This is a genomic window from Rhodobium orientis, from assembly GCF_003258835.1.
In the GTDB taxonomy this organism is placed as follows: domain Bacteria; phylum Pseudomonadota; class Alphaproteobacteria; order Rhizobiales; family Rhodobiaceae; genus Rhodobium; species Rhodobium orientis.
This window is the reverse complement of record NZ_NPEV01000041.1, coordinates 1-24,953: the sequence shown is the minus strand read 5'-3', so window position 1 is coordinate 24,953 and position 24,953 is coordinate 1. Positions and strand designations below refer to the sequence as shown.

Below are 24,953 nucleotides of genomic sequence, written 5' to 3'. Positions count from 1 at the left end.
CATCCAAGACAATTGATGCGCATATAATATGCGTATACTGCTTGCGCGTCAATTCTCGGATCGCCTGATTTACCTCACTTCCGCCGTCGCTCAAAAGCTGTAGGGCTTGTGCATCCAGCCTTCCAGGACGGCGATATCGCATTCCGGCAGGTAGCGGTAGTTGTGCTTCACGTCGGTAAAGACCGCCGGCGGGATCGCGGTCAGGGCCTTCTTCAGGAGCACCATCGCGAAATACCAGGCCATCGGGAACCCGGCCGTCTTGTCGTAGTCGGTCAGGTAGTCGGCGAGCGGCCGGCCGCTGAGGGTGCCGATGCCCTCCTTGGGGATTGTGAGCGTGTCGATCGGCAGCGGCGTCGCCTCCACCTTCTGCTCGCCGAAGCGATCCTGGAACGGTAAGAGGCGCAGCACGAAGTGGTCGCAGAACCGCGTCGTATTGCCGGCGCTGGAGCGGTCCCACTCCTCCAGGAAGCGGATGTAGCGAAGGTCCGAGCCGCCCGAAGTGACGTGTTCGGCGACGAGATCGGCAACGTCCGTGATCGCCCGGAAGATGTAGCGCGACGGCGCCAGCACCATCGGCTCCAGCCTGGCGCCGAAGGCGCCCGGCGGGTCGAGCAGGTCCTCGATGTCGTCCGGCACCTCGTCGTCGACGAACAGCGGCCGGTCGACCACCTCGACGATCTCCTCGACCTCGAGCTGGACGAAGTTCGGCGCCCGGTCGCCCATCGGCGCGACGAAATAGTGGGTCCGCCCGTCGTAACGGGTGGTGAGATAGCCGGCATCGGCAAAGCGCTCATAGAGCGCAAACATGTCGTGCTCGCACTCGGTCTCGGCCCATTGCCTCAGATTGAAGGCGATCCGGTCGCCGTCCTCGTCGACAACGCCGCCGATGCGGTGCCAGCCGGTGCGGGTCAGCGCCAGGTGGAAGTTGAGATCGGGAAGAAGCTGGACGACGCCTGCCATCAGGCCGGCATGGTCGGGATCCGGCGGCGTCGTACCGCACAGATCGTCGAGATAGACTTCGGACGGCTCCAGATCGATCATCCCAAACCTTTGTCCTAACTGTCCCATTCCTCGACTTCCGCGATCACGAGCCCGGTCGCGCTTTCCGGGCTGCTGGTGAACGAGATGCAGCCTCCGCTGCCGGTGACGAGATAAAGGTTGAAGCCGTCGGCCTCGCGCACCGGCCGGGCGGCGTTGACGTCGTCGTCGGAGCAGAAGGTGAAGTGGTGGTCCGGCCAGCGTTGGCGCAGGGAGGCAACGGTCGCGTCCCCCGGCCCCTCCTCGGCGACGACGGAGGCGATCGCATCGATCTCGGCGTCGGCGATCATTGCTCGGCCGCCTCGCGGAACGGATCGAGAGTGGTCGCTTCCCGGCCCATCGCCCGCGCCAGCCAGGGCGGCGGCGTGCCGGCGAGCACCTTCTGCAGGTCGGCGACCACGTCGCGCGCCTTGGCGCCGGCCGCATGCTTCACCGGATGGATGTTGGCGCGCACCACTTTGGCCGCTGCCGGTCCGCCGATGGAGACCACATGCAGCACCTGGCAGTCGGAAATCAGCTCGGTGCGCCAGGTGTTCTTGTCCTCGGCATCGGTGCCCCCATCGGTCGCGCGGATGTCGATCAGGCGAACCTCCTCCGGCGAGACCTGGTAGACGAGGAACCGGGTGCAGGAGCCGAAATGGCCGTCGAGATCCTCGCCCCGGTTGGAGGCGCAGGCGACCCGCAGCGAGCCGGGCATGTCGCCGTCCGCATAAGGCGCGATCGCGGGCGTTGCCTCGTCCTCGGGCAGGTCCTTGCCGCGCAGGAACGACAGCGCCGCCTTTAGGTCGTCGGCGGCGACCGGCAGAAGCGTCTCGCCGCCGGCCTGGCGGAACGCCTTCATGCCGAGATTGTTGAGCTTGTCGGCCGTCAGCGGCAGGCCGACCGCGTCGACGACGATGCCGATCAGCGTCCCCGCATCGATGCCGGGAAGGCTGCGCGCGGCAAGGCCGATGCGCAGGGCGAGTTCGCGGGATAGCGGGGCGTCGGACATCGGCCGCGTCTCCTTGGCACGAAGAGGGGATAAGGATCGTATGGAACGCAGGCTGAGGAAACCGGACCGGTGGTCGCGGCACGGCGAGCCGGAACATGACTGTCCGCCTGCCGTGCCGTCGTCCCCCCGGTTCCCTCCGTCGAGCAGTGTTACGCCGGGACGATGCAGTCGTCTTCCATGCACAGCTCCAGGCAGCGCGGGTTGTCGTGCTCGCCCTCGCATTCGGTGCATTTTTCGGCGTCGATGGCGTAAACGCCCTTGCGCGGGAAAATCGCGCTGGTCGGGCAATCGGGTTCGCAATCGCCGCAGGCGGTGCACACGTCGGCAACAATCATCATGGCCATGATCGGAACTCCCTCAACTGGGGTCAGGCGCGGTTGAAGCGCAAGGTGGTTGGAAAGTCGGGCCGCGGGCTGATCGGTTCGATGAAATATCTCGACCCGTCCGACAGCTCGATGGTGCCGCCCCAGGCGTCGTCGGTGTCGGTTTCCACCGAAACCACCGTTTCCTCCAGGTCTTTCTTGGCGACGTAGAACAGGAGCTGTCCGTCGTCGCTTCGTCTCAGCATTACGTTGGGCATGAACGCCTCCTCAAAAAACGCCTCGGGCTTCCCCCGGATCTGCCGCCCCGGCGGGAACCGGGACGGCAGGCGGAGAAAGCCTGAAACGCGGCGACGGGTTTAGCGGACCAGGTCGTAGTTGTAGTCCGTCGTCCCCATGCCCATGGTTTCCTTGTCGAGCTGCTCCAGGACACCGTTGACGAGGGTCGTCAGGATGGTCATGGCGCCCTCGTAGCCGAGGGTGGTGGAGCGGTGCAGGTGGTGCCGGTCGAAGATCGGGAAGCCGATCCGGATCAGCGGCACCTGGAACTCCTCGCCCTTGTAGCGGGTGTCACGCTCGATGAACTTGCCGTAGGAATTGCCGATCATGAAGTCCGGCCTGTCGGTGAAGACCAGCGAGCGCATGTGCCACAGGTCCTTGCCGGTATGGACTTCGCAGTCCTTGCCGTAGGGGCTGTCCTCGAGGATCTTGTCCATCGCCTTCTTCCAGCGCTTGTTGGCGTGGTGGCAGACGATGTGACGCGGCTCCGCGCCGAGCTCCAGGAGGAACTTGGTAAGCCCCATGACGAAGTCGGCATCGCCCCAAAGGGCGTACTTCTTGCCGTGCAGCCAGGCGTGGCTGTCCGTCATCATGTCGACGAGGCGGCCGCGCTCGGTCTCGATGGAGGCCGGGATCGGCTTGCCGGTCAGCTCCGAGACCTTCATCAGGAACGCATCGGTGCCGGCAAGGCCCATCGGGATGTCGATGGCCGGGGTCTCGTGGGTCCAGGTCGCCTTGGTGTATTTGCGCGTCTTGACGAGCTGCCAGGGCTGCAGCAGCAGCGTGTCGATGGCGTTCGGCGCGTCCTCGACCTCTTCCCGCTTGGTGCCGCCGGCATACATCCGGTATTCGCCGTCGGCCGGCGTGTCGAGCACCTCGGTCGGATCGCACAGGAACGAGTAGGAGACACCCATCTCCTGCATGTAGCGGTGCATCACCCGGTAGTTGCCGAGATAGGTCTCGAAGCCCGGCACGATGTTGATCTTGCCGTTCGAGCCGACTTCCTTGTCGTCCATCTTGTTGAGGGTGAAGTAGCGGATCGTCCCCTCGAACATGTTGTCCCAGCCGGTCGTGTGCGAGCCGACGAAGCTCGGCGTGTGCGCGAACGGGGTCGGGAAGTCTTCCTCGATATGGCCTTCCTTCTTGGCGTTGCCGATGAAGGCGTTGAGGTCGTCACCGATGACCTCGGCCATGCAGGTGGTCGAGACCATGATCATTTCCGGCTTGTAGAGCGCCTTGGCGTTCTTCAGGCCGTCGAACATGTTCTTCTGGCCGCCGAACACCGCCGCGTCCTCGATCATGGAGTCGGACACGCAGGCGATCGGCTCCTTGAAGTGGCGGTTGAAGTAGGTGCGGAAATAGGCGACGCACCCCTGGCTGCCATGCACATACGGCAGGGTCTTTTCAAAGCCGAGCGAGCACAGCACCGCGCCGAGCGGCTGGCAGGCCTTGGCCGGATTGATGGTCAGGGCCTCACGGGAGAAGTTGAGGTCCTTGTATTCCTCGGTGGTCGTCCACTGGAAGATCTCCTCGATCTTTCCCTGCTCGACCTTTTCCTCGAACAGCTCCTGCTTGTCGGTCAGCGACTTCTTGTAGTCGTCGTCCCGGAACAGCGGGTAACTGGGCTTGATTTTATCGACTGTCTGGCTCATCTCGTCCTCCTTCGCGCCACCAATCCGTGAACAAGCGAAGTGTTTGGGTAAAACTGTCGGTGCTTTACTCGGCCGCTTCCGCGACGTCCGCGCTGCCGCGCTTCCACGGCGGCGTGATCGCATCCCAGCACGGATTGTTCAGGGTCATGTCCATATCGCGGGCGAAGATGGCGAAGCCGTCATAGCCGTGATAGGGGCCCGAATAATCCCAGGAATGCATCTGCCGGAACGGAATGCCCATCTTCTGGAAGATGTACTTTTCCTTGATGCCGGAGCCGATCAGGTCGGGCTTCACCCGCTTGACGAATTCCTCGAACTCGTAGCCGGTGACGTCGTCGTAGATCAGCGTCGCGTTGCCCATCTCCTTGATGGTGCGGTCGTAGTCGTCGTTGTGGGCGAACTCGTAGCCGGTGCCGACGACTTCCATGCCGAGATCCTCGTAGGCGCCGATGATGTGGCGCGGACGAAGGCCGCCGACATAGAGCATGACGCGCTTGCCTTCGAGGCGCGGGCGGTACTTGTCGACGATCGCCTGCCATTCGGGACGATACTTCTCGATGACCCGCTCCGCGCCTTCCTTGATCTTGTCGTCAAAGCGCTCGGCAATCTTGCGCAGGGCTTCCTCGATCTTGGTCGGGCCGAAGAAGTTGTATTCCATCCACGGAATGCCGTGCTTTTCTTCCATGTACCGCGAGATGTAGTTCATCGAGCGATAGCAGTGCAGAAGGTTGAGCTTGGCCTTCGGGGTGTTTTCCATCTCGGCAAGCGTGCCGTCGCCGGACCACTGGGCGATGACCCTGAGGCCCATCTCCTCAAGCAGGATGCGCGAGGACCAGGCGTCGCCGCCAATGTTGTAGTCGCCGATGATGGTGACGTCGTAGGGGGTCGCCTCGAACGCCTTGCCTTCCGACTTCGGGAACACCCAGTCGCGGATCGAGTCGTTGGCGATGTGGTGGCCGAGCGACTGGGAGACACCGCGAAAGCCCTCGCAGCGGACCGGGACCATGGTCTTGCCATGCTCTTCGGCCTTGGTCTTGGAGACCGCCTCGATGTCGTCGCCAATGAGGCCGATCGGGCATTCCGACTGCACCGTGATGCCCTTGTTCAGCGGGAACAGCATCTCGATCTCGTCGATGATCTTGGCCAGCTTCTTGTCGCCGCCGAAGACGATGTCCTTCTCCTGGAAGTCGGAGGTGAAGTTCATCGTCGTGAAGGTGTTCACGCCCGTCGTGCCCACATAGTAGTTGCGGCGTCCGGCGCGCGAGTACTGGCCGCAGCCGACCGGACCGTGCGAGATGTGGATCATGTCCTTGACCGGACCCCACACCACGCCGCGCGAGCCGGCATAGGCGCAGCCGCGGATCGTCATCACGCCCGGCAGCGACTTGCGGTTCGAGGTGATGCACTTGGACGATTTATCGACCGCCTGGTCGTTCGCCGTCAGGTGCTTGGCGCGGTCCTTGGCGGCTTTTTCGGGATAGACCTCGAGAACCTCCTGGATGAGGTCTTCGGTCTCTTGCTTGGTCATTGTCGACATTGGTGTTTCTCCAATTCACCGGAGACCGGGGCGAAGGCGCGGCGACGCCTTCCCCTCCCGTCCGTGTGTGGCGTTACGCGGCGGCGCCGGCTTCTTCGGCCTTCTGGCCGACGATGCTCTCGTCCTCGACTTCCATGATGCCGAACTCCATCAGGAGGTCTTCCAGCTCGTCCATGGAGGCCGGAACCGGGATCACGAACTTCTCGTTGTCGATGATCTTCTGCGCCAGGGTGCGGTACTCGTCCGCCTGCTTCGCCTTCGGGTCGTACTCGATGACGGTCATGCGGCGGATCTCGGCGTGCTGGACGACGTTGTCGCGCGGCACGAAATGGATCATGTGGGAGCCGAGCTTGGCCGCCAGCGCCATGATCAGCTCGTCCTCGCGGTCGGTGTTGCGCGAGTTGCAGATCAGGCCGGCGAGGCGGACGCCGCCGGAATTGGCGTATTTCACGATGCCCTTGGCGATGTTGTTGGCCGCGTACATGGCCATCATCTCGCCGGAGACGACGATGTAGATCTCCTGGGCCTTGTTCTCGCGGATCGGCATGGCGAAGCCGCCGCAGACAACGTCGCCGAGGACGTCGTAGAACACGAAGTCGAGGTCTTCCTCGTAGGCGCCCTCTTCCTCAAGGAAGTTGATGGCGGTGATGACGCCGCGGCCGGCGCAGCCGACGCCCGGCTCCGGACCGCCGGACTCCACGCACTTGATGTCCTGGTAGCCGACCTTGAGGACGTCCTCCAGTTCCAGATCTTCCACCGAACCGGCGTCGGCGGCCATCTGCATGATCGAGTTCTGTGCCTTGGCGTGCAGGATGAGGCGGGTGGAATCGGCTTTCGGATCGCAGCCGACGATCATCACCTTCTTTCCGAGCTCGGCGAGGCCGGCCACCAGGTTCTGCGTGGTGGTCGACTTGCCGATGCCGCCCTTGCCGTAAATCGCGCATTGACGAAGTGCCATTGTGCTTCTCCTTAAAGCAGTCTGTGTCCCGTGTTCCGCCGAACCGAAGTGTGTGCGAAACGTTAAAGCCTCCCCGGTATCGCAAGGGCTGTGCCAATTCCGATTTTTCTGAATAACATATTGTTTTTAAATGTTTTTTCATATTCGGCGCCGCGCACGTCATTGGTTGCAACACAAACAAAAACCGGCATTCGGGCGGCGCGATTGTCGGAGACCCGACAGAGCCGTCCCGACACCGTTGCGACGATGCCGACACCGCCGGCAAGGTGCGACAAAACCGACAGCCCTGGCGGGACCTGTCGCAAAGCCGACAACCCGGCGACGCGCGTTTTCCCATTCAACTCAATGAATTAGATCGACCGCCAATGTGGTTCGGTTCTTGCTTGACTTGCTGCGACACAAGAGACCGACACCAGGAAGGCGAGATCAGAGTGACCACAGGACCCGATTTTGAAGCGATCATCGGCGGCATCGCCCGCGGCGAGGTCGTGCCCTATCTCGGCCCCGGCGTCCTCAAGGGCGTTGTCGAAGAGGGCACCGGCGAGCCCCTGCCCGCCGACAGCGACAGCCTGATCGTCGCCATGAACGGCGGCCGGCCGATGGCGCCCAAGCTCATGTACGAGTTCCCGCGCGCGGCCATGAACATCGAGCTGAAGCGCGGCCGGCGCTATATCGAGCAGTTCCTGACCAAGCTCTATGGCGCACGGACCTGGAGCCGCGCGCCGATGCACGACTGGCTGGCCGCGCTGAAGCCGTCCTATGTCATCGACATCAACCGCGACACCCAGCTCCAGGAGAGCTTTGCGACCACCCCGCACCTCTTGATCAAGGGGATCGCCCGCATCGGCGGCACCGACTATCGCTTCGTCCTGTTCCAGCACGACGGCACGGCCTACCGCGCCGTCAGCCTCGACGAGGCCGACCCCGACCTGCCGGTCCTCTTCAAGCCGATGGGCTCGCCCACGCCGACGCCGGTCTACATCGCGTCCGATGCCGACTATGTCGACTACATCACAGAGCTGATGGGCGGCTTCGGCGTACCGCTGTTCCTGAAGAAGCGGCGCCGCGCCAAGCGCTACCTGTTCCTCGGCATGCGCTTCACCCGCGACACGGAGCGCATGGTGATGTCGGACATCATCTTCGATGCGGCCGAGCCCGCCGGCTGGGCGCTGATCGAGAGCCCGACGGACAAGGAACGGCGCTACTGCGCCACCAAGAACATCGAGATCGTCGAGACGTCCCTCGACGCCTTCCTGGATGCCGCGCGGGCGACCGCCGGATGACAGTCCGGAGCACTCAGATGACTGCCGATCCTTCCGACAAGGAGACCGACATGACGACCCAGAACCTCAAGACCGCCGATACCGCCAACACCGTCGCACCGATGCCGGCCTGGCCGACGTCCGGCCCCGCCCGGCCGCGCTGGCTGCTCGGATCGAACCTCGCCGAAGAGGCCAGGAAGGAAATCGCCGCCGAGACGGCGGGCAAATGCCCGTTCTCGCACGGCGACAGCAACGTCGTCAGCATTGCCGACCACCGCGAGGACGCCGGCGAACAGGAAGAGACCGACCGGTGACATTGCTCGTCTGGCAGGAGGATCGCCATCGCCTTGGCGTCGACGCCATGGACGAGACCCATCTTGCCTTCGCCGACCTTGTCAACAGGCTCGGCACGGCCGCCGATCCGGCCGCCTTCCAGGCGCTCTTTGCCGAGCTTTGCGCCCATACCGAGGCGCATTTCGCCGAAGAGGACCGGATGATGGTCGAAAGCGGCTTTCCGGCGCTGACAGAGCATCGCGGCGAGCACCGCCGCGTCCTCGGCCAGCTCTCCCAGATCGGCGAACGGGTCGCCCGCGGCCGGATTTCCATGGGCCGGGCCTATGTCGCCGACCTGCCGTCCTGGTTCGACCTCCACGCCGCGACCATGGATAGCGCCCTCGCCGCGCATCTGAAAAAGACCGGCATCGGGCTTGGCCAGGAGGCCACGGCACCATGAGCGACGCCGCCATCGTTACCCGCACCATCGAAGCGGCCGCCAGGGTCGTCTCCCGCGACGGCCGCTACGTCGTCCTTGAGACCGATCGGACGGCCGGCTGCGCCTCCTGCGCGGCGAAATCCGGTTGCGGCACCGCCGCCCTCGGCTCGGTCCTCGGCGGCAAGGCGAGCCGGCTGAGGATGATCAACGACGTCGACGCTCGGGTTGGCGACCGCGTCGTGCTCGTCCTGCCGGAAAACGCGCTGTTGCGTGCCGCCATCGTCGCCTACATGCTGCCGCTCCTGGCGATGATCGTTGCCGCGGCAACGGCCGCAGGCTTCGGCGCAGGCGATCTCGGCGCGGGCCTCGCCGCGGCCGTCGGCCTTGGCGCCGGGCTCCTCGCCGCCCGCCATTGCGCCACCGCGCCTTTCGTGCTCACGTCGCTGGGTGGAGCTTTCCTGCGCAAGGCGTGATGCGGTGCGGATGACGGCACGGTTTTTTGTAAAAGCCCTCTTCGCTGTCCTGATCGCCGGCGGCATTGCCGCCTGCGACGAGCGCCGCGACGACGCCCGCTACACCCTCTATGTCTTCGGCACACTGGTGGAAATCGCCGTCCCGGCCGCGGAAAAGACGCGCGCCGACGCCGTCATGCCCGAGATCACGGCGCGATTTTCGAAGATGCACCGCGACTGGCACGCCTGGCGCCCCGGCGAGACGACCCGGCTCGACAAGGCCATCGCCGAGGGCCGGTCGATGACCGTCAGCCCGCTGCTGAAAGACGCGCTGTTGCGCGGCAGGGAATTGGAAGAAAAAAGCGGCGGCCTCTTCAACCCGGCAATCGGCGGCCTGATCGGCCTCTGGGGCTTCCACCAGGACGACCGCCCGGTCGGCCCGCCGCCCGACGACGCCGCCATCGCCGCCCTCGTGTCCCGCCATCCGTCCATGTCCGACCTCGTCATCCATGGCAACGAGGTGTCGTCGACCAACCCGGCCGTTGAGCTCGATTTCGGCGGCTTCGCCAAAGGTCTCGCTCTCGACTGGGCGGCGGAAAAACTGAAGGACAGAGGCATCCCTGACGCCGTCCTCAATGCCGGCGGCGACGTCAACGTCATCGGACATCACGGCAAGCGCCGCTGGCACGTGGCGATCCGCGATCCCAACGGCTGGGGCGTGCTCGGCGCGGTCAAGCTGGAGCCGGACGAGGTCCTCTACACCTCCGGCAACTACTACCGCTACCGCGAGCACGACGGCGTGCGCTATTCCCACATAATCGACCCGCGCACCGGCCGCCCGGTCGACCACATCGTCTCGGCCAGCGTCATCGCCGACAACGGCGCCCTCGCCGACGCCGCCGCAACCGCCCTGTCCATCGCCGGCCCGGGCGGCTGGCAGGAAACGGCAAGCCGCATGGGACTGACGCTGGTGCTTCTTGTCGATGCGAACGGCACAATTCTTACAACGCCGGAGATGAAGGAGCGCGTGGAGCTGGAAGAGGAGGATGTGACGGTGGTCGTACGCAGCGTGACAGACGCGAACAGCGGGATGTCCGATTGAGCGGACATGACCATCCGCTCAATTTTGGTCAAAAGCCGGCTAAATACTCATCGTCATCCGGGGCGGAGCGCAGCGGAGACCCGGGATCCATTACCCAACTCGACACGGTACCCCACTGCGACCGAACACTGGATCGCCGCGTCGCCTTCGGCTCCTCGCGATGACGTTGAAAATACGAGAAAAACCAGCCACAACCGTCATTGCGAGCGCAGCGAAGCAATCCAGAAACGGCCTTTACGATCGTCTCCGACATACCGTTCCGATAGGGGCATTGGACCCCCGCCTCGGGGCCGGGGTGACGGCAGAGTGTGCAGCAGCTGTGAAACAACATCTGCGATGCGATGCTCAACAGCAATCGACGTTAATTAGCCAGATAATGATAATCATCCATTGGAAGAGAGCAACACCCCCGCCCTCACTCCTCCGGCGCGAAGCACTGCGCATAATCCGCGCAGACGGCGCAGCTCGGCGCGCGGCAGGCATTGAGGCCCTCGCGCTCGCAGAGCTGCTTGTAGAGGAACTTCTTCCACTTCATGTTCTTGTCGTTTTTCGCCGCAAGCGCCGGGAAGTTGACAGTCAGCATCTCAGTCAGTTGCGGCCGGGAAAAGAGCCCGAGATCCGACCAAAGATGGTCGGCCGAGCCGCAGCCGGCAACGACGAGGTCGGTGATGAAAAGTTCGGATTCCCGTTCCCCGGCGCGGAACTCCAGGAGGAGCGCGCGCAGGTCTTCCAGTTCGTCCATGTCGTCCGGCAGGGCGTGGTCCTCGCGCACGCCGGAGACGAGTGGAAGGTGTTCGAAATGCCGGTGCAGCATTTCGCAGAAACGGTCCTCGCAAAGCCCCATCCACCGCGGCAGGCCACCCCGGTCCGCCATCCAGCTCGCCAGCATCTGGGCGACGAAGCCGTCATTCGGTCCGCCCCGCGCGCTCGCCATCAGGCGCTGGAACAGCGCCTGATGGAGCGTTTGGGTATCCCCCGCCGCAAGTGGCAAGGGCTTGGTCATTGCGCCGCCTCGTAGGTGATGCGGATGTCCTCGTCGCGGACGATCATCTGGCAGGCGAGCCGCCATTCGCTCGCCATGTCGTTGACGACGATCTTCTCCAACTCGTCCTTGGAGATCTTGCCGATCTCGCGCAGGACCGTCTTTTCCTTCTCGGTCATGTGCTCGCCCATATGGGTCGGGCCGCCGTCGATATCGGTGACGTGCACGACGCAGGATCCGCACTCGCCGTCCTGGCAGTCGAACATGATCGGCACCTTGTATTCCTGGGCCAGCGACAGGACGGTGCGCTTGTGGCTGGTCGCCGGCGCATACACCTCGAACTCGTCGAAGTCCGGGTGCTGGAAGATGATTTTCGGCATGACAGTCTCCTTGTCTTTGCGGGGTCGTCGTCAGGCCGGGTGGACCTTGACCTCGCCGTCGCCCAACACCTGGGCCTGGCAGGCGCAACGCATGTCCTTGCCGGCCATGTTTTCCTTCAGCACCTTGTCTTCCAGCGCCGTCGGCTCGGAGAGGTATTCCATGCCGCCCTCGACCTTCATCAGGCAGGTGCCGCAGTCGCCTTCGCGGCAGCCGTAGATGATGCCGGCGCCGACTTTCTCGGACACCTCGATGACCCGCGTGCCGGCGGGAACGGTCACGGTCACGTCGATGTCCGTGAAGCTCAATTTACCCTTGGCCATTTTTGACTCCTTCGATGGACCACGGTGTTTTCCGTTGCGTCTTTTCTCGGGCCCGGCCGTTCAAGGCGGCCGGCCTTCCCCCGGTTGTCCAGAGCGCTTCACGCGATCACAGGATCGCGCGAAACGCTCTATCCTTTTGTTTCAGCGCGTATTCTTGTCCGAAAACCGGTTCCCACTTTTCGGGAATACGCGCTAGAGATCTGCGAAATCGACCACCTTGGGCTTGGCCTTGCCGACGAGGCTTTCCGCCAGCGTCCGGCCATAGTCCCGGCAGTCGTCCAGTTCTTTGTCCGTCGGATGAAACTTGATCCTGAGGCCCTTGGCCGGCACCCGCATCTTCAGGCCGCGCAGCCGGTCCTCGATCATCGGCACCGCCTCGCCCGACCAGCCATAGGAGCCGAAGGCGCCGCCGAGCTTGCCGCGGGTCTCGATCGAGATCAGCGAGGCGAGCACGTCCCACACCGGCTTGACCGCATCGCCATTGACCGTCGGCGAGCCGAAGACGAGGCCGTCCGCGCTCTCGATGAGGTCGACGAAGGGTTCCGTCTCGCCGCCCTGAAGGTCGTACAGCGAGACCCGCACGCCCTCCACGGATGACGCCCCGTCATGGACGGCCTTGGCCATGTCGGCGGTGGCGCCATAGGCGCTCATGTAGAAGACGAGCAGGCTCTTCTCGCGCCCCTCCACCTCGTTCGGCAGGTAGGAGTTGGAGAGCGTGCGGTAGCTGCGCACATAGGAAAGCGGATTGTCGCGCAGGATCGGTCCGTGCGCCGGCGCGATCAGCTCCGGCGCCAGCGGCTCGATCTTGTCGACGGCCTGCAGCACCCAGCGCTTGAACGGCCGCATGATGTGCTTGAAGTAGTATTCGAACGAGAACCGGAAATCGCCGACCCGGTCGTTGTAGAGCCGGTCGTCGCAGAAATGGCAGCCGAAGACGTCGCCGGAGAACAGAAGCTTCTCGTCTTCCAGGAACGTGCACTGGGTGTCCGGCCAGTGCAGGTACGGCGTATTGACGAAGCTGATCGGCCGGCCGGAAAGGGAGCAGCGGTCGCCGGTGTCGGTCAGCGTGTAGCCGTAATTGTCGAGCTCGTCCTTGAGCAACGCGGTCAGCACCTTCAGCGCCCGCACGGAGCAGAAGATGTGGGCGTGCGGCGCCCGGCGCATCAGCTCCGGCACGGCGCCGGTATGGTCCGGCTCCAGGTGGTTGAGGATGACCGCGCGGATCTCGTCATAATCCGCGACCTGTTCGAGCCGGGTGAAGAACTCCTCGGAGAACTCCTCCTTGACCGTGTCGACGACGACGACGCCCTCCGGCCCGCGCACCGCATAGGCGTTGTAGGTGGTGCCGTTCGCCGTCTTCAGGATCAGGTCGAAGGTTCGAAGATCCGGGTCGAGCGCACCGATCCAGTGCACGCCACCGGCGATCTCGACAGGCTCGGGAAGCTTGGCAAGCATCGCCCTATCGTCCTTCAAAGTATGCCGGCAGCGGCAAGCGCCTGCAGTCTTTCAAGCGGGATGCCGGTCAGCGATCCCTGCGGGTTGGCGGCCTCGCCGAACTCGTTGAGGATCGCCATCTCCACCGGACAGATGCTGGCGCATTGCGGATCGGCGAAGTCGCCCTCGCAATGGGTGCATTTCGCCGCGTCGATCAGAAAATGAGGCTTTGCCTCACGGATCGCCCCGCTCGGGCAGACATCCATGCAGGCAAAGCAGTTGACGCACGCAGCGGTAATTTCATAGGCCATGCCGCTCTCCTTCAGGCCGACCGGTTTTCGAATGCCGGCGGGGCCAGTTGGCCGGTCTGGAACATCTCCCGGTAGACGGCCATCACCGCCTCCTCGATCGGCTCCATGGCGTGCTCGCCATTCGGCAGGATGCCGGCGTCCTCAAGGTGCCCCCAGGGCTCGATACCGATCTTGGAGCACAGCACCACCTCGCAACCGTCGAGCACGCGGATGGTCCGCTGAAGCGCCGTCTCCGCATCGCCGCAGGTGGTGTCGCCGGCGCAGTACTGGTCGGTCTTGCGATGGCCGATGAAGCGCGCGCCCTCGGGGCTCGCCTCGTAGACGAGGAATTCCTTGGCGTGGCCGAAATGCTGGTTGACGACGCCCTGGCCGCTGCTCGCGACCGCCATGTAGACGGAGCGCAGGCCCTTCGGCAGGCCGCTTGCCGGCGCCGTGGCCGACTTCGCCGTCTGGGCTGCGCGCTGCGCATCGCGCGAGGCCTCGATCGCCTGGTGGATCTCGGCGCGCTTTGCCATCGCCGCGTCGTAGTCGATCTCCATGGCGTCGATCTTGTCGAGGGTGAATTCCTGGCCGCGGTCCTCGCCAAGGAGGCCGACCGCATCGGCCCGGCACTGGCGGCAATGGCGCATCATGTTCATGTCGCCGCAGGCATCCTGCAGGGCCGTCAGCTCCGACTGGCTCGGGCTCCTCTGGCCCATGACGCCGTAATAGGTGCCATGCTCCTCTTCCGCGATCAGCGGCATGACATTGTGCAGGAACGCGCCCTTTTCCTTGACGATCCGGCTCACCTCTTTCAGGTGCTCATCGTTGACGCCGGGAATGAGCACGGAGTTGACCTTCACTAAGACGCCGCGTTCGACGAGCATCTCAAGGCCCTTCTGCTGCTGCGCGATCAGGATTTTCGCCGCCTTGACGCCGCGGATGCGCCGGTTCTTCCAGAAGATCCAGGGATAGATCCTGGCCCCGACCTCCGGGTCGACGCAGTTGATGGTGATGGTCACGTGGTCGATGTTGTGCTTGACCAGCTCCTCCACATGGTCAGGCAGTGTCAGCCCGTTGGTGGAGACGCACAGCTTGATGTCCGGCGCCTTGTCGGAGAGCTGGCGAAAGGTGTCGAAGGTGCGCGACGGATTGGCCAGCGGATCGCCCGGGCCGGCAATGCCGAGCACGGTCATCTGCGGGATGGTGGCGGCCACCGCCAGCGTCTTCTTGACCGCCTGGTCCGGCGTCAGGAGTTCGGAGACGACGCCCGGCCGGCTCTCATTGGCGCAATCGTATTTGCGATTGCAGTAATTGCACTGGATGTTGCAGGCCGGCGCCACCGCCACATGCATGCGGGCATAGTGGTGGTGCGCCTCCTCCGAATAGCAGGGATGGTTCTTGACCCGCTCGCGGATGTGCTCCGGCAGGTGCGCCATCTGATCGTCGGTCGAGCCGCAGGAGCCCTTCGAGCAGCCGTCTTCCGACGGCTTGGCCGGTCCGAGAACTTTCAGTTCCATCCCTCTGGGCTCCTTCGCTGACAGGGCTCATATTAATGACGGCTTAACGGTCCCTCCCGGCATAGCAACGGCCGTGCCAGCTTGCCGCGATGCGGCAACATACTGATTTTACGAGGATTTCAGAAAGGTATGCGGCGACCGCGCGTGTCCTGAAACCGACAATCGCCCGGCCGGGCCTTTGTGCCATTCGCGACAATGAATGGATGGAGAAACGGGCCGACGCCTGCGACGGCGTTGGCGCGGAAGGTTCAGATCCGGCGCATCTTGATGTCGAGCACCTTGATCCGGTAGGCGATCTGGCGCGGCGTCATGTCGAGGAGCCGGGCCGCCTTGGCCTGCACCCAGCCGGCCTCTTCCAGCGCCGCGATCACCCGTTCGCGCTCGCTAAGGGCATCGTCCTCCCAGAGCCGCGCGCCGCTGCCCGATCCGGTCTCCGGCGGGCTCGCCCGGGCCGGAACGGGCGGCATCGGCGGGGCCGGCGACGGCGCCAGAGGGCGGGCCGGCGCCGGACTGAGGAGCGCCTTGTCGGGCAGTCCCGCAAGCGCGATGACGTCGCGGTCGATGGTCCCGTCCGCGCTCATCACCGCCGCCCGCTCCATGCAGTTCTCCAGCTCGCGCACATTGCCCGGCCAGGAATAACGCATCAGGAGCCGGAGTGCGCTGTCGGTCAACATCAGCTCGCGGCCCTGCTTTTCCGCCACCTTGGCGACGAGGAAGCGGGCGAGTTCGGGAATGTCGTCGAGCCGGTCGCGCAGCGCCGGCATGGTGATCGCCATGACGTTGAGACGGTAGTAGAGGTCCTCGCGGAAGTCGCCCTTTTCCACCGCGCTCTCAAGGTCCTTGTTGGTGGCGGCGATGATCCGCACATCCACCTTGAGGGTACGGTTGCCGCCGACCCGCTCGAATTCGCCCTCCTGCAGGACCCTGAGCAGCTTCGACTGGAAGGCCGGCGAGATCTCGCCGATCTCGTCGAGGAACAGCGTGCCGCCGTCGGCCTGTTCGAAGCGGCCCTTGCGCAGGGAGGTGGCACCGGTGAAGGCGCCCTTTTCGTGGCCGAAGAGCTCCGATTCCAGGAGGTTGTCCGGCAGCGCGGCGCAGTTGAGCTTCAGGAACGGGCCGCTGCCGCGCGGCGAATTGTAATGGATGGCGTTGGCCACCAGCTCCTTGCCGGTACCGGATTCGCCGCGGATCAGCACCGTGGTGTTCCACTTGGCGACCACGCGGACCTGCTCGAACACCACCCGCATGGTCTCCGTGTCGCCGATGATGTTGGCAAAGCCATGCTGCTGTTTGACCCGCCGGTGTAGCCGGTCGCGCTCCGAGCGAAGCTGGTCCTGTTCCAGTTCGACCGCGCGCGAGAGCTGCACGGTCTGGGCCATCAGCGAGGCGATCATTTCGAGGAGCTTGGCCTGGTCTTCCAGGAACTTGTCGTTGCGCATCGGCTGCGCGGCGAGCACGCCGAGCGGCGCATCGCTGCCGTAAAGGATCGGCACGCCGATGAACGGCAGGTCCGGGTCGTAGACCCCGAGCCGGTCGAGGAAGCGCGGCTCCTCGGCGATCCGCGGCACGATGATGGCGTTGCGCGAATGGAGGATCGTGCCGACCACCCCTTCGCCGGCGCGGTAGCGCACGTCATGGGCGATGGTGGCGCTGTCCTGGTGGACGTCGGTGATGTGCAGCTCGCCGGTCTCGTTGTCGACGAGGCCGATCATGCCGTAGTGCAGCCGGCCTTCCTCGTGCAACAGCTTCAGCACTTCCTTGGACGTTTCGCGCAGGTTCAGCGACCGGCTCAACAGGCCGCTCACCTTGTAGAGCGTCTCCAGCTCCTGCTTGTAGAAGGCACAGTAGACGGGCCGCGGGCAGATGCGGTCGGATCGGCTGAGTTTGCGCTGATCATCCATGGGCGTCATCACCCTCTCTTCCGGGTCCGGTCGTCGGGCGACGGATCGCGCCGGCAGGCGGGCAGGGCGATCCGCATCACGCAGCCAATGTGGTGGCCGTCGTCGATCAGGATGTCGCCGTCGAGTTCGCCGACGATCTGGCGGGCAAGGGCAAGGCCCATGCCGGCGCCGCGCCGCTTCTCGCTCCACAGCGAGCAGAACGGCTCGAAGATGCGGGAGCGGTCGGCGCGGTCGATGCCGGGGCCGCCGTCGCGGATTACCGTTTCGATCATGCCGTCGTCGGTGACGATGGTGGTGATGCGCACCTCGTGGTCATGCGCGCCGGGCTCGCCGACGGCGGTGATGGCGTTGTCGATCAGGGTCTTCAGGAGAATGCGCAGGAGGTTCTCCTGGCCGTAGACCGGCGCGAGATCTCGCTCCGGGGTCCAGTCGACGACGATGCCGGCGGCCGACAGCCTGTTCGCCGACATGACGAGGACGTCGCGGATCACCTGGTTGAGATTGACCGGCGCCTTGACCGGCGGGCTCTCCGGCGGCAGCGCCGTCTTCAGGCGCTCGATCGCCTGCTGGCCGGACATCAGCGCCGCGTCGGTCGCCTGCGACAGCGCCCCGTCGGCGCCATCGCGACGGCTCAGCATGCCGGCCATCGCCTGGATGACGTTGAGCGGTCCCTGCAACTGGTAGAGAGCGCCCTCGATCACCTCGGTGAGGTTCCGGCGCATCTCCAGTTCCGTCATCTCGGCACGCACCGCGTGGAACCTGGCGTGCTCGTACTGGCTCTTCAGATTGGTGACCTCGTTGCAGACGAGCAGCAGCGCATTCTGCAGCCGGCTTTCGAAATAGCTGTCCGCGGCAAGCTCGAACTCGCGCACCCAGATCGTGGAACAGGAGAACCAGCGCACCCGCATGCCCGGAATCAGAACCCGGACCTCGACGCCGGAGAGCGTTCGCTCCTCCTCGCAGGCGCTCTGCATGTCGTCGCCGAGCAGCGGCCTCAGCTCGTCGAGGAAATACTCCGCCGGCACCGCATCGCCCATATCGTGGGCGAGCCGCTTGTAGGCCCGGTTGTCGATGATCGCCTTGCCGGAGACATCGACCAGCGCCATCACCACCGGAGCGCTGTCGATGATGCTCTCGATCAGGTTCTTCTGGTTTTCCACCTGGCGCTGGAGATGGTTTATCTCCGTGATGTCCCGGTGCATGCCGAGATAGTAGCGGATGGTGCCGAGCCGGTTCTTCACCGGCACGATGGTCAGCTCCGCCAGGTAGCGCTCGCCTGATTTCTTCCGGTTGACCAGCTTGCCGTGCCAGGTCTCGCCGCCGGAGATCGTCTTCCAGAGCTCCAGATAGACCGCCCGCGGCGTCGCCTTCGCCGACAGCAGCGCCTCGTTCTGGCCGACGACGTCCTTGACGGCATAGCCCGTCAGCGCCTCGAAGGCCGGGTTGACATAGACGATGTTGGCTTCGGTGTCGGTGACCGAGATGGCGACGGAGAGCTGCTCCACCGTCTCGCGGTAAAGCCGCGGCGGCAACGACCCGTCGACCGGCATGGCGCTCGGCCCGAAGATCTCCTCCACCTCCGGCGGCAGGTCGTCCGGCAGCGACGACAGGATCGCCGTCAGCGCTGCACAGGCTTCGAAATGTTGCTCTTTGCCGGGTTCGTTGCTCATCCCTACCTCGCCCGCCCTCAAAAGGTTCGGCGATACTTAAAGCAAGATGCATGCCTTTAAGGGCGTGGTCCGGCGCTCCGAAAAGGCCCGTTACCGTGGCGTTTGTCGCTCTCAAGGGGCCCGTTGTGTAGGCTTTGCGACAAGCACGGACGACGACACTTACGCGATGTCGCATTATCGACAAATATTCTACCGCAGTGCAACAAAAGGATTCGGCGACGTTTCGTCAAGAATCCGGCGCCTTCGCCCGGCCGTCTCCCGCACCACCCCCGTCTGGCATGGATAATGCTCTTTTTGAGACCAACGCAGTCGCGAACGACAGGACGGTTGGGCGCGCAATGGAACATTACCTGATCATTTTGCTGGGGACGGCTCTGGTCAACAACGTGGTGCTGGTCAAGTTCCTTGGCCTGTGCCCGCTGATGGGCGTCTCCAACAAATTGTCGGCGGCGCTCGGCATGGGCTTTGCCACCACCTTCGTGCTGACCGTGGCGTCGACCGCGAGCTGGGTGCTGGAGACCCTGATGCTGCAGCCGCTCGGGCTCGGCTATCTGCGCATCCTCACCTTCATCCTGGTGATCGCCGCCATCGTGCAGTTCACCGAGATGACCGTGCGCAAGGTCTCGCCGGTGCTGCACCAGGTGCTCGGCATCTACCTGCCGCTGATCACCACCAACTGCGCGGTGCTCGGCGTCGCCCTGCTCAACGTCCAGGAAAAGCACAGCTTCGTGGAGAGCATGCTCTACGGCTTCGGCTCCGCCGTCGGCTTCACCCTGGTGATGGTTCTTTTCGCGGGCCTGCGCGAACGGCTCCGGATCGCCGACGTGCCGGCCGCCTTTTCCGGCGCGCCGGTGGCGTTCCTGACCGCCGGATTCCTGTCGCTCGCCTTCATGGGCTTTGCCGGCCTGGTGCCGCAATGAGGAGAAACGGATGATCGAGGCGATGGCCGTTCTTTTCGGACTGGGGGGAGCGCTTGGCGGTGGACTGGGCCTTGCGGCTTACTATCTGCGCGTCGAGGGCAACCCGATCGCCGAGGAAATCGAGGGCCTCTTACCCGGCACCAATTGCGGTCAGTGCGGCTATCTCGGCTGTTCGGCGGCGGCAGAAGGCCTCGCCAAGGGCGAGATCGGCGTCGCCATGTGCCCGCCGGGCGGCAAGACGCTGGCCAGCCAGCTCGCCGACAAGCTCGGCGTCGAGGCGGATCTTTCCGGCATGAAGGACAAGGGCCCGGTCACCGCCTTCATATTCGAGGATCTGTGCACCGGCTGCACCAAGTGCCTGAAGCGCTGCCCGACCGACGCCATCGTCGGCGCGTCGCGCCAGATGCACGGCGTCGTCGACGACGCCTGCACCGGCTGCGAGGTTTGCGAAGAGGTCTGTCCCACCGGCGCCATCACCATGCGCCCCGTCACCGACACCCTGATGACCTGGCACTGGCCGAAGCCGGATACGGGGCTGGCGGCATGAGGGAGGCGGCGATGAAGATGTTCCGGATCAAGGGCGGCATCCACCCCGACGAGCGCAAGGACCTCGCTGCTGGCAAGGCGATCGAGACCGTGCCGCTGCCGAGCCTGTTGCGCATTCCCTTGCAGCAGCATATCGGCGCGCCCGCCGTCACCGTCGTCGAAAAGGGCGACGAGGTGAAGAAGGGCCAGGTGCTTGCATCCGCCCGCGGACCTGTCTCCGCCGCCATCCACGCACCGACCTCCGGGCGCATCAGCGCCATCGGCCGCTTCGTCGCCCCGCACCCCTCGGGCCTGCCCGGCCAGACCATCACCATGCGCCCGGACGGCAAGGACGAGTGGGGCGAACTCCCGGCCCCGATCGAGGATCCCTTCGCCGTCGAACCCGACGTCATTGCGGAGCGCGTCGCCGCCTCCGGCATCGTCGGCATGGGCGGCGCCACCTTCCCCTCCGCCGTCAAGCTCGGCCTGCGCAACCGCAACAAGCTGGAGACGCTGGTCATCAACGCCGCGGAGTGCGAGCCGTACCTGACCTGCGACGACCGCATGATGCGCGAGCGCAGCGAGGCCGTCATCGACGGCATCCGCATCCTGCGCCATGCGCTCGGCGTGGAACGCGCGATCATCGCCATCGAGGGCAACAAGCCGGAAGCGCTTGCCGCCCTGAAGGCCGTCTGCTCGGCCAACCAGTTCAAGGACGTGCTGATCGCCAGGGTCCCGACCCGCTATCCGATGGGATCGGAAAAGCACCTCGTCCAGACCCTGACCGGCAAGGAAACGCCGGCCCGCGCGCTCACCGCCGATATCGGCGTCGTCGTCCACAACGTCGCCACCTGCTACGCCATCCGCGAGGCGGTCCGCTTCGGCCGGCCGCTGATCTCGCGCATCGTCACCGTCAGCGGCGGCGCCATGAAGCGGACCGGCAATTTCGAGGTGCCGATCGGCACGCCGATCTCGCACCTGATCGACCATTGCGACGGCTTCAACAAGGAGCCGGACCGCCTGCTCCTCGGCGGCCCGATGATGGGCCAGCCGATCGCCTCGACCCGCACCTCCATCGTCAAGGGCAGCAACGGCGTCCTCGCCCTCTGCCCCGACGAGACGCCGGCGCGCCAGACGATGCCGTGCATCCGTTGCGCCTCCTGCGTTTCCGCCTGCCCCTGCGGCCTGACGCCGTTCGAGATGGCCGGCCACATCCGCAAGGAGGAGCTCGACGCCGCCGTCAAGATCGGCCTCCTCGACTGCATCGCCTGCGGCTCCTGCGCCTGGGTCTGCCCGGCCAGCATCCCGCTGGTGCAGTACTTCAACTACGCCAAGGGCAAGCTGACCGCCCAGCAGCGCGCCAAGCACAAGCAGGAAGAGACCAAGCGCCTCACCCAGTTCCGCGAGGAGCGCATGGAGCGCCAGAAGCGCGCCAAGCAGGAAGCGATGGCCCGCATGAAGGCCGAGCGCGAGGCCAAGAAGAAGGCCGAGGCGGAAAAGAAACGGGCCAAGCAGGAAACGATCGGGGCATGAGCGATCTCGTCGGCGGACCGCACGCCCATTCCGGAAGCAGCATCTCGCGGACGATGGTGCTGGTGCTGGTCGCGCTGACCCCGGCGACACTGTTCGGCTTCTACGAGTTCGGCTGGCCGGCCGTATTCCTGTTCCTCGTCACCGTCACTGCGGCTATTGCCGCGGAGTCCTTTGCCCTCGCCCTTGGCGGCAAGCCGCAAAAGCCCTTTCTGCTTGACGGCTCGGCGGTCGTCACCGGCTGGATCATTGCCATGACGCTGCCGCCCTGGGCACCCTGGTGGATCGGCGTCGTCGGCTCCTTCATCGCCATCGTTCTTGCCAAGCACGCCTTCGGCGGCCTCGGCCAGAACGTCTTCAACCCGGCGATGATCGCCCGCACCGTGCTGCTCATCTCGTTTCCCATCGAGATGACCCAGTTCCTGACGCCCCAGCCGATGTTCACCGGGGGCTCGCCGGGCTTTTTCGAAGGCCTTGAGATCACCTTTGCCGGCCATACCGCCTTCGATGCCGTCTCCAGCGCCTCGCTGCTCGGCGCCATCAAGACCCAGCTCGGTCTCGGTGTCCCGGTCAACGAGGTGGTCGGCGGCTCACTGTCGCTGACGGCGATGGCGCTCGGCATCGTGCCCGGCTCCATGGGCGAGACCTCGGCTGTGGCCATCCTCCTCGGCGGCATCCTGCTCCTTGCCACCCGCACCATCACCTGGCACGCACCGGTGGCGATGATCGTGACGATGGCCGTGCTGGCCGGCCTCTTCCAGGCGATCGACCCGGGCCGCTATCCCGGCCCCGCCATCCACCTCGTCTCCGGCACCTTCCTGTTCGCGGCCTTCTTCATCGCCACCGACTATGTGACGGCACCGGCGACCGGCATGGGCAAGCTGATCTTCGGGGCGGGCGTTGCCGCGCTCACCTTCATCATCCGCACCTGGGCCGCCTATCCGGAGGGTATCGGCTTTGCCATCCTCCTGATGAACGCCGCCGTGCCGCTCATCGACCACTATGTCCGTCCCCGCATCTACGGCCGCACCCGTTCCGGCGAGCCGATCCGCTACGAAGAGATCTGACGGCAATGGCGCGGATTCCAGGTTCCAGTTTCTACGAAAAGCTCTCCCGCCGCCTCGTCCGCCGACGCCCGCCGGAAACGGAAGACACCGGCAGCGAGGCCGAGGCGCTCGTCGAGCCCGACGGCGCCGCCGATGCGGCATCGAGCGCCACGGCCGCCGGCGAGCACGGCAGCCGCTCGCCGATCTACCTCGCCGCCCTTCTCGGCGGTTTCGCCCTGATCGGCGCCGCGCTTCTCGCCACGGGCTTTGCCGGCACCGAGGACGCCATCGAGCAGCGGCATAAGGAAGACCTTCAGGCCTCGCTCTCCATGGTCATGCCCGAGGACCTGCACGACAACGATCCCGTCGTCGACGCCTGGAAATTCTCCGCCACCGGCGACAACTCCCGCATGATCTATCCGGCGATCCGCGACGGCGAGGTCACGGCCATCGCCTACCGGGTCACGGGACAGGGATATGGCGGTGCGATCCTGATCCTGATGGGCGTTTCCGCCAACGGCGAACTCATCGGTGTCCGCGTCCTGCAGCATGCGGAGACGCCGGGCCTCGGCGACAAGATCGAGGCCGAAAAGAGCGCCTGGATCGAGAACTTTTCCGGCCTGTCCTTCGGCAACACGTCGCAGGACGACTGGAGGGTGAAAAAGGACGGCGGCCGGTTCGACCAGTTCTCCGGCGCGACGATCACCCCGCGTGCCGTCGTCAAGGCGGTCCGGGAGGGCCTGGAATTCTTCGCCAGCTATCGCGACGCGCTGACCACCCTGCCGAAAAAGACCAGCGAGGCGAATCCATGAGCACCGACTACAAACGCATCGCCAGCGACGCCATGTGGAGCAACAACGTCGTCTTTGCCCAGATGCTGGCGCTTTGCCCGCTCCTGGCCGTCACCGGCACGGCCACCAACGGCCTCGGCATGGGGCTGGCCACAACCGCCGTGCTGGTCGCCTCCGGCCTCATCGTCTCGATCCTGCGCAAGATGATCGAGCCGGAGATCCGCATCCCGGCCTTCGTCCTCATCATCGCCATCCTCGTGACCCTGGTCGAAATGGTCATGAACGCCTGGCTGCACGACCTCTACAAGGTGCTTGGCCTGTTCATCCCGCTCATCGTCACCAACTGCGCGATCCTCGGCCGCGCCGAGGCGTTCGCCTCCAAGGTCAAGGTGCTGCCGGCCGCCTTCGATGGCCTGATGATGGGCCTCGGCTTCACCTTCGCCCTCGTCGTCTTGGGAGCGATCCGCGAGATCATCAGCGCCGGCACGCTGTTCGCCAACGCCTCGCTGTTCCTCGGCGACAGCTTCAGCTTCCTGGAGATCACGGTCATTCCCGAATACCGCGGCTTTCTGCTTTTAGCGCTGCCGCCGGGTGGGTTCCTCGTGCTCGGCCTCCTGCTTGCCGGCAAGCGCATTCTCGATGCCCGCTCCAGCCGCCCGGCCGACGCCGACGCCGAGGAAGAGACCCGGCCCGCGGCCAAGGAAATCGTCGTCGGAAACTGACGCGTATTCCCGAAAAGTGGGAACCGGTTTTCGGACGAGAATACGCGCAAAGAAGTCTTTTCGGAGTTTCAGGCCATGAATATCGGCATTGCCTACGTTACCCCGGTCCACAAGGTCTGGCTGCGCATGGAGATGCCCGACGACAGCACGGTGCGCGACGCCATCGAGCGCTCCGGCATCCTCGGCCAGTTCCCGGAAATCGACCTGGAGCATCAGAAGGTCGGCGTGTTCGGCAAGATCGCCAAGCTCGACGCGCCGCTCGCCGAGGGCGACCGGGTCGAGATCTACCGGCCGATCACCGCCGACCCGGACCTTGTCGAGAGAAAGGACCAGGAGGAGGAGTGAGGCTGGCCGTCGTTCGGCAGCCTGACGCGTTGATGCCCCCTGGCAAACCTCCGATCGTCATTGCTGTGCAAGTTCAGATATTCGCTGATGGGATTGCGGAAAGGAGCGACCCATGCGCGACAACAGCTATGACCGGACGATTGAACGGAACTATGTTCAGAAGTGGCGTTTCCTGATCAGGGAATATGAGGAGGTCAAGGCCGGCCGGTCGTCGGCCTTTGCCACGGTCGGGGCCTTTTACCGCCACCACGGCACCTGCTCGCAGACCTTCCG

28 protein-coding genes are annotated in these 24,953 nt (G+C 64.8%); 12 read left to right on the top strand and 16 right to left on the bottom strand.

Annotated elements, in window-relative coordinates:
* Positions 1-90: 90 nt before the first annotated feature.
* The 8 genes from CH339_RS16925 to nifH all read right to left on the bottom strand — a co-directional run bounded on the left by CH339_RS16925 (position 91) and on the right by nifH (position 6,775).
* The gene (locus CH339_RS16925) at positions 91-1,041 is read right to left on the bottom strand and encodes a hypothetical protein (protein WP_111435555.1); all 951 of its coding nucleotides are present in this window, start codon (positions 1,039-1,041) and stop codon (positions 91-93) included.
* A gap of 14 nt (positions 1,042-1,055) precedes the next feature.
* Positions 1,056-1,328, bottom strand: coding sequence for a DUF6129 family protein (locus CH339_RS16920; protein WP_111435554.1), 273 nt, complete (start codon positions 1,326-1,328; stop codon positions 1,056-1,058).
* The gene (locus CH339_RS16915) at positions 1,325-2,029 is read right to left on the bottom strand and encodes a NifB/NifX family molybdenum-iron cluster-binding protein (protein ID WP_111435553.1); all 705 of its coding nucleotides are present in this window, start codon (positions 2,027-2,029) and stop codon (positions 1,325-1,327) included. Before CH339_RS16915 ends, CH339_RS16920 begins: the two co-directional genes overlap by 4 nt.
* A 149-nt stretch (positions 2,030-2,178) precedes the next feature.
* Entirely contained in the window at positions 2,179-2,373 is a 195-nt protein-coding gene (locus CH339_RS16910) for a 4Fe-4S binding protein (protein ID WP_111435552.1), read from the bottom strand.
* 23 nt (positions 2,374-2,396) lie between these two features.
* Positions 2,397-2,609 carry a putative nitrogen fixation protein NifT gene (gene nifT, locus CH339_RS16905; protein WP_111435551.1) on the bottom strand — a complete coding sequence of 71 codons (213 nt, stop codon included), beginning with the start codon at positions 2,607-2,609 and terminating at the stop codon, positions 2,397-2,399.
* Positions 2,610-2,708: 99 nt separating this feature from the next.
* Entirely contained in the window at positions 2,709-4,280 is a 1,572-nt protein-coding gene (gene nifK / locus CH339_RS16900; RefSeq protein ID WP_111435550.1) for a nitrogenase molybdenum-iron protein subunit beta, read from the bottom strand.
* A gap of 64 nt (positions 4,281-4,344) precedes the next feature.
* A complete protein-coding gene (nifD, locus tag CH339_RS16895; RefSeq protein WP_245408160.1) occupies positions 4,345-5,808 on the bottom strand; it encodes a nitrogenase molybdenum-iron protein alpha chain in 1,464 nt (487 codons plus the stop codon).
* An 82-nt stretch (positions 5,809-5,890) separates the two neighbouring features.
* Positions 5,891-6,775: a nitrogenase iron protein gene (gene nifH / locus CH339_RS16890; RefSeq protein WP_111435548.1), complete on the bottom strand. Its 885-nt coding sequence runs from the start codon at positions 6,773-6,775 to the stop codon at positions 5,891-5,893.
* Positions 6,776-7,206: 431 nt separating this feature from the next.
* Here nifH and CH339_RS16885 point away from each other — a divergent pair, with 431 nt between their 5' ends.
* Genes CH339_RS16885 through CH339_RS16865 form a run of 5 tightly spaced genes read left to right on the top strand, consistent with a single transcriptional unit; the run spans position 7,207 to position 10,303 of the window.
* Positions 7,207-8,058: an SIR2 family protein gene (locus CH339_RS16885; RefSeq protein WP_201241083.1), complete on the top strand. Its 852-nt coding sequence runs from the start codon at positions 7,207-7,209 to the stop codon at positions 8,056-8,058.
* 17 nt (positions 8,059-8,075) lie between these two features.
* Complete coding sequence (locus CH339_RS16880; RefSeq protein ID WP_111435546.1) at positions 8,076-8,351, top strand: hypothetical protein; 276 nt, start codon at positions 8,076-8,078, stop codon at positions 8,349-8,351.
* Entirely contained in the window at positions 8,348-8,770 is a 423-nt protein-coding gene (locus tag CH339_RS16875; RefSeq protein WP_111435545.1) for a bacteriohemerythrin, read from the top strand. Before CH339_RS16880 ends, CH339_RS16875 begins: the two co-directional genes overlap by 4 nt.
* Positions 8,767-9,222 carry a SoxR reducing system RseC family protein gene (locus CH339_RS16870; RefSeq protein WP_111435544.1) on the top strand — a complete coding sequence of 152 codons (456 nt, stop codon included), beginning with the start codon at positions 8,767-8,769 and terminating at the stop codon, positions 9,220-9,222. The genes CH339_RS16875 and CH339_RS16870 overlap by 4 nt, the downstream gene beginning before the upstream one ends.
* Before the next feature lie 10 nt (positions 9,223-9,232).
* Positions 9,233-10,303 carry an FAD:protein FMN transferase gene (locus CH339_RS16865; RefSeq protein WP_111435543.1) on the top strand — a complete coding sequence of 357 codons (1,071 nt, stop codon included), beginning with the start codon at positions 9,233-9,235 and terminating at the stop codon, positions 10,301-10,303.
* Between the two features lie 415 nt (positions 10,304-10,718).
* On the opposite strand, the gene CH339_RS16860 is transcribed toward CH339_RS16865, so the two are convergent.
* From CH339_RS16860 to nifL, 8 genes are all read right to left on the bottom strand, one after another.
* The gene (locus CH339_RS16860) at positions 10,719-11,306 is read right to left on the bottom strand and encodes a nitrogen fixation protein NifQ (RefSeq protein ID WP_111435542.1); all 588 of its coding nucleotides are present in this window, start codon (positions 11,304-11,306) and stop codon (positions 10,719-10,721) included.
* The gene (locus CH339_RS16855) at positions 11,303-11,665 is read right to left on the bottom strand and encodes a 2Fe-2S iron-sulfur cluster-binding protein (RefSeq protein WP_111435541.1); all 363 of its coding nucleotides are present in this window, start codon (positions 11,663-11,665) and stop codon (positions 11,303-11,305) included. Before CH339_RS16855 ends, CH339_RS16860 begins: the two co-directional genes overlap by 4 nt.
* 30 nt (positions 11,666-11,695) lie before the next feature.
* Positions 11,696-11,986: a 2Fe-2S iron-sulfur cluster-binding protein gene (locus CH339_RS16850; protein ID WP_111435540.1), complete on the bottom strand. Its 291-nt coding sequence runs from the start codon at positions 11,984-11,986 to the stop codon at positions 11,696-11,698.
* A 192-nt stretch (positions 11,987-12,178) separates the two neighbouring features.
* Positions 12,179-13,441 carry an FprA family A-type flavoprotein gene (locus tag CH339_RS16845; protein WP_111435539.1) on the bottom strand — a complete coding sequence of 421 codons (1,263 nt, stop codon included), beginning with the start codon at positions 13,439-13,441 and terminating at the stop codon, positions 12,179-12,181.
* A 14-nt stretch (positions 13,442-13,455) separates the two neighbouring features.
* Positions 13,456-13,731 carry a 4Fe-4S dicluster domain-containing protein gene (locus tag CH339_RS25330; RefSeq protein WP_111435538.1) on the bottom strand — a complete coding sequence of 92 codons (276 nt, stop codon included), beginning with the start codon at positions 13,729-13,731 and terminating at the stop codon, positions 13,456-13,458.
* 11 nt (positions 13,732-13,742) lie between these two features.
* On the bottom strand, positions 13,743-15,230 hold the full coding sequence (gene nifB, locus CH339_RS16835; RefSeq protein WP_111435537.1) for a nitrogenase cofactor biosynthesis protein NifB: 1,488 nt from the start codon (positions 15,228-15,230) through the stop codon (positions 13,743-13,745).
* Positions 15,231-15,478: 248 nt separating this feature from the next.
* Entirely contained in the window at positions 15,479-17,131 is a 1,653-nt protein-coding gene (nifA, locus tag CH339_RS16830; RefSeq protein WP_111435589.1) for a nif-specific transcriptional activator NifA, read from the bottom strand.
* 8 nt (positions 17,132-17,139) lie between these two features.
* Entirely contained in the window at positions 17,140-18,801 is a 1,662-nt protein-coding gene (gene nifL, locus CH339_RS16825) for a nitrogen fixation negative regulator NifL (protein WP_111435536.1), read from the bottom strand.
* 338 nt (positions 18,802-19,139) lie between these two features.
* On the opposite strand from nifL, the gene rsxA reads away from it, so the two are divergent.
* The 7 genes from rsxA (at position 19,140) to CH339_RS16790 (ending at position 24,680) form a co-directional block, all read left to right on the top strand.
* On the top strand, positions 19,140-19,721 hold the full coding sequence (rsxA, locus tag CH339_RS16820; RefSeq protein ID WP_111435535.1) for an electron transport complex subunit RsxA: 582 nt from the start codon (positions 19,140-19,142) through the stop codon (positions 19,719-19,721).
* 10 nt (positions 19,722-19,731) lie between these two features.
* Positions 19,732-20,268: an RnfABCDGE type electron transport complex subunit B gene (locus CH339_RS16815; RefSeq protein ID WP_111435588.1), complete on the top strand. Its 537-nt coding sequence runs from the start codon at positions 19,732-19,734 to the stop codon at positions 20,266-20,268.
* Positions 20,269-20,279: 11 nt separating this feature from the next.
* Positions 20,280-21,779, top strand: coding sequence for an electron transport complex subunit RsxC (gene rsxC, locus CH339_RS16810; protein ID WP_111435587.1), 1,500 nt, complete (start codon positions 20,280-20,282; stop codon positions 21,777-21,779).
* Positions 21,776-22,843, top strand: coding sequence for an RnfABCDGE type electron transport complex subunit D (locus CH339_RS16805; RefSeq protein WP_111435534.1), 1,068 nt, complete (start codon positions 21,776-21,778; stop codon positions 22,841-22,843). The genes rsxC and CH339_RS16805 overlap by 4 nt, the downstream gene beginning before the upstream one ends.
* A 5-nt stretch (positions 22,844-22,848) precedes the next feature.
* Positions 22,849-23,634 (top strand): electron transport complex subunit RsxG, encoded by a 786-nt coding sequence (rsxG, locus tag CH339_RS16800; RefSeq protein WP_111435533.1) that lies wholly within the window; start codon positions 22,849-22,851, stop codon positions 23,632-23,634.
* Positions 23,631-24,335: an electron transport complex subunit E gene (locus tag CH339_RS16795; protein ID WP_111435532.1), complete on the top strand. Its 705-nt coding sequence runs from the start codon at positions 23,631-23,633 to the stop codon at positions 24,333-24,335. The genes rsxG and CH339_RS16795 overlap by 4 nt, the downstream gene beginning before the upstream one ends.
* A gap of 75 nt (positions 24,336-24,410) precedes the next feature.
* Positions 24,411-24,680: an RnfH family protein gene (locus CH339_RS16790; protein ID WP_111435531.1), complete on the top strand. Its 270-nt coding sequence runs from the start codon at positions 24,411-24,413 to the stop codon at positions 24,678-24,680.
* Positions 24,681-24,953 lie beyond the last annotated feature (273 nt).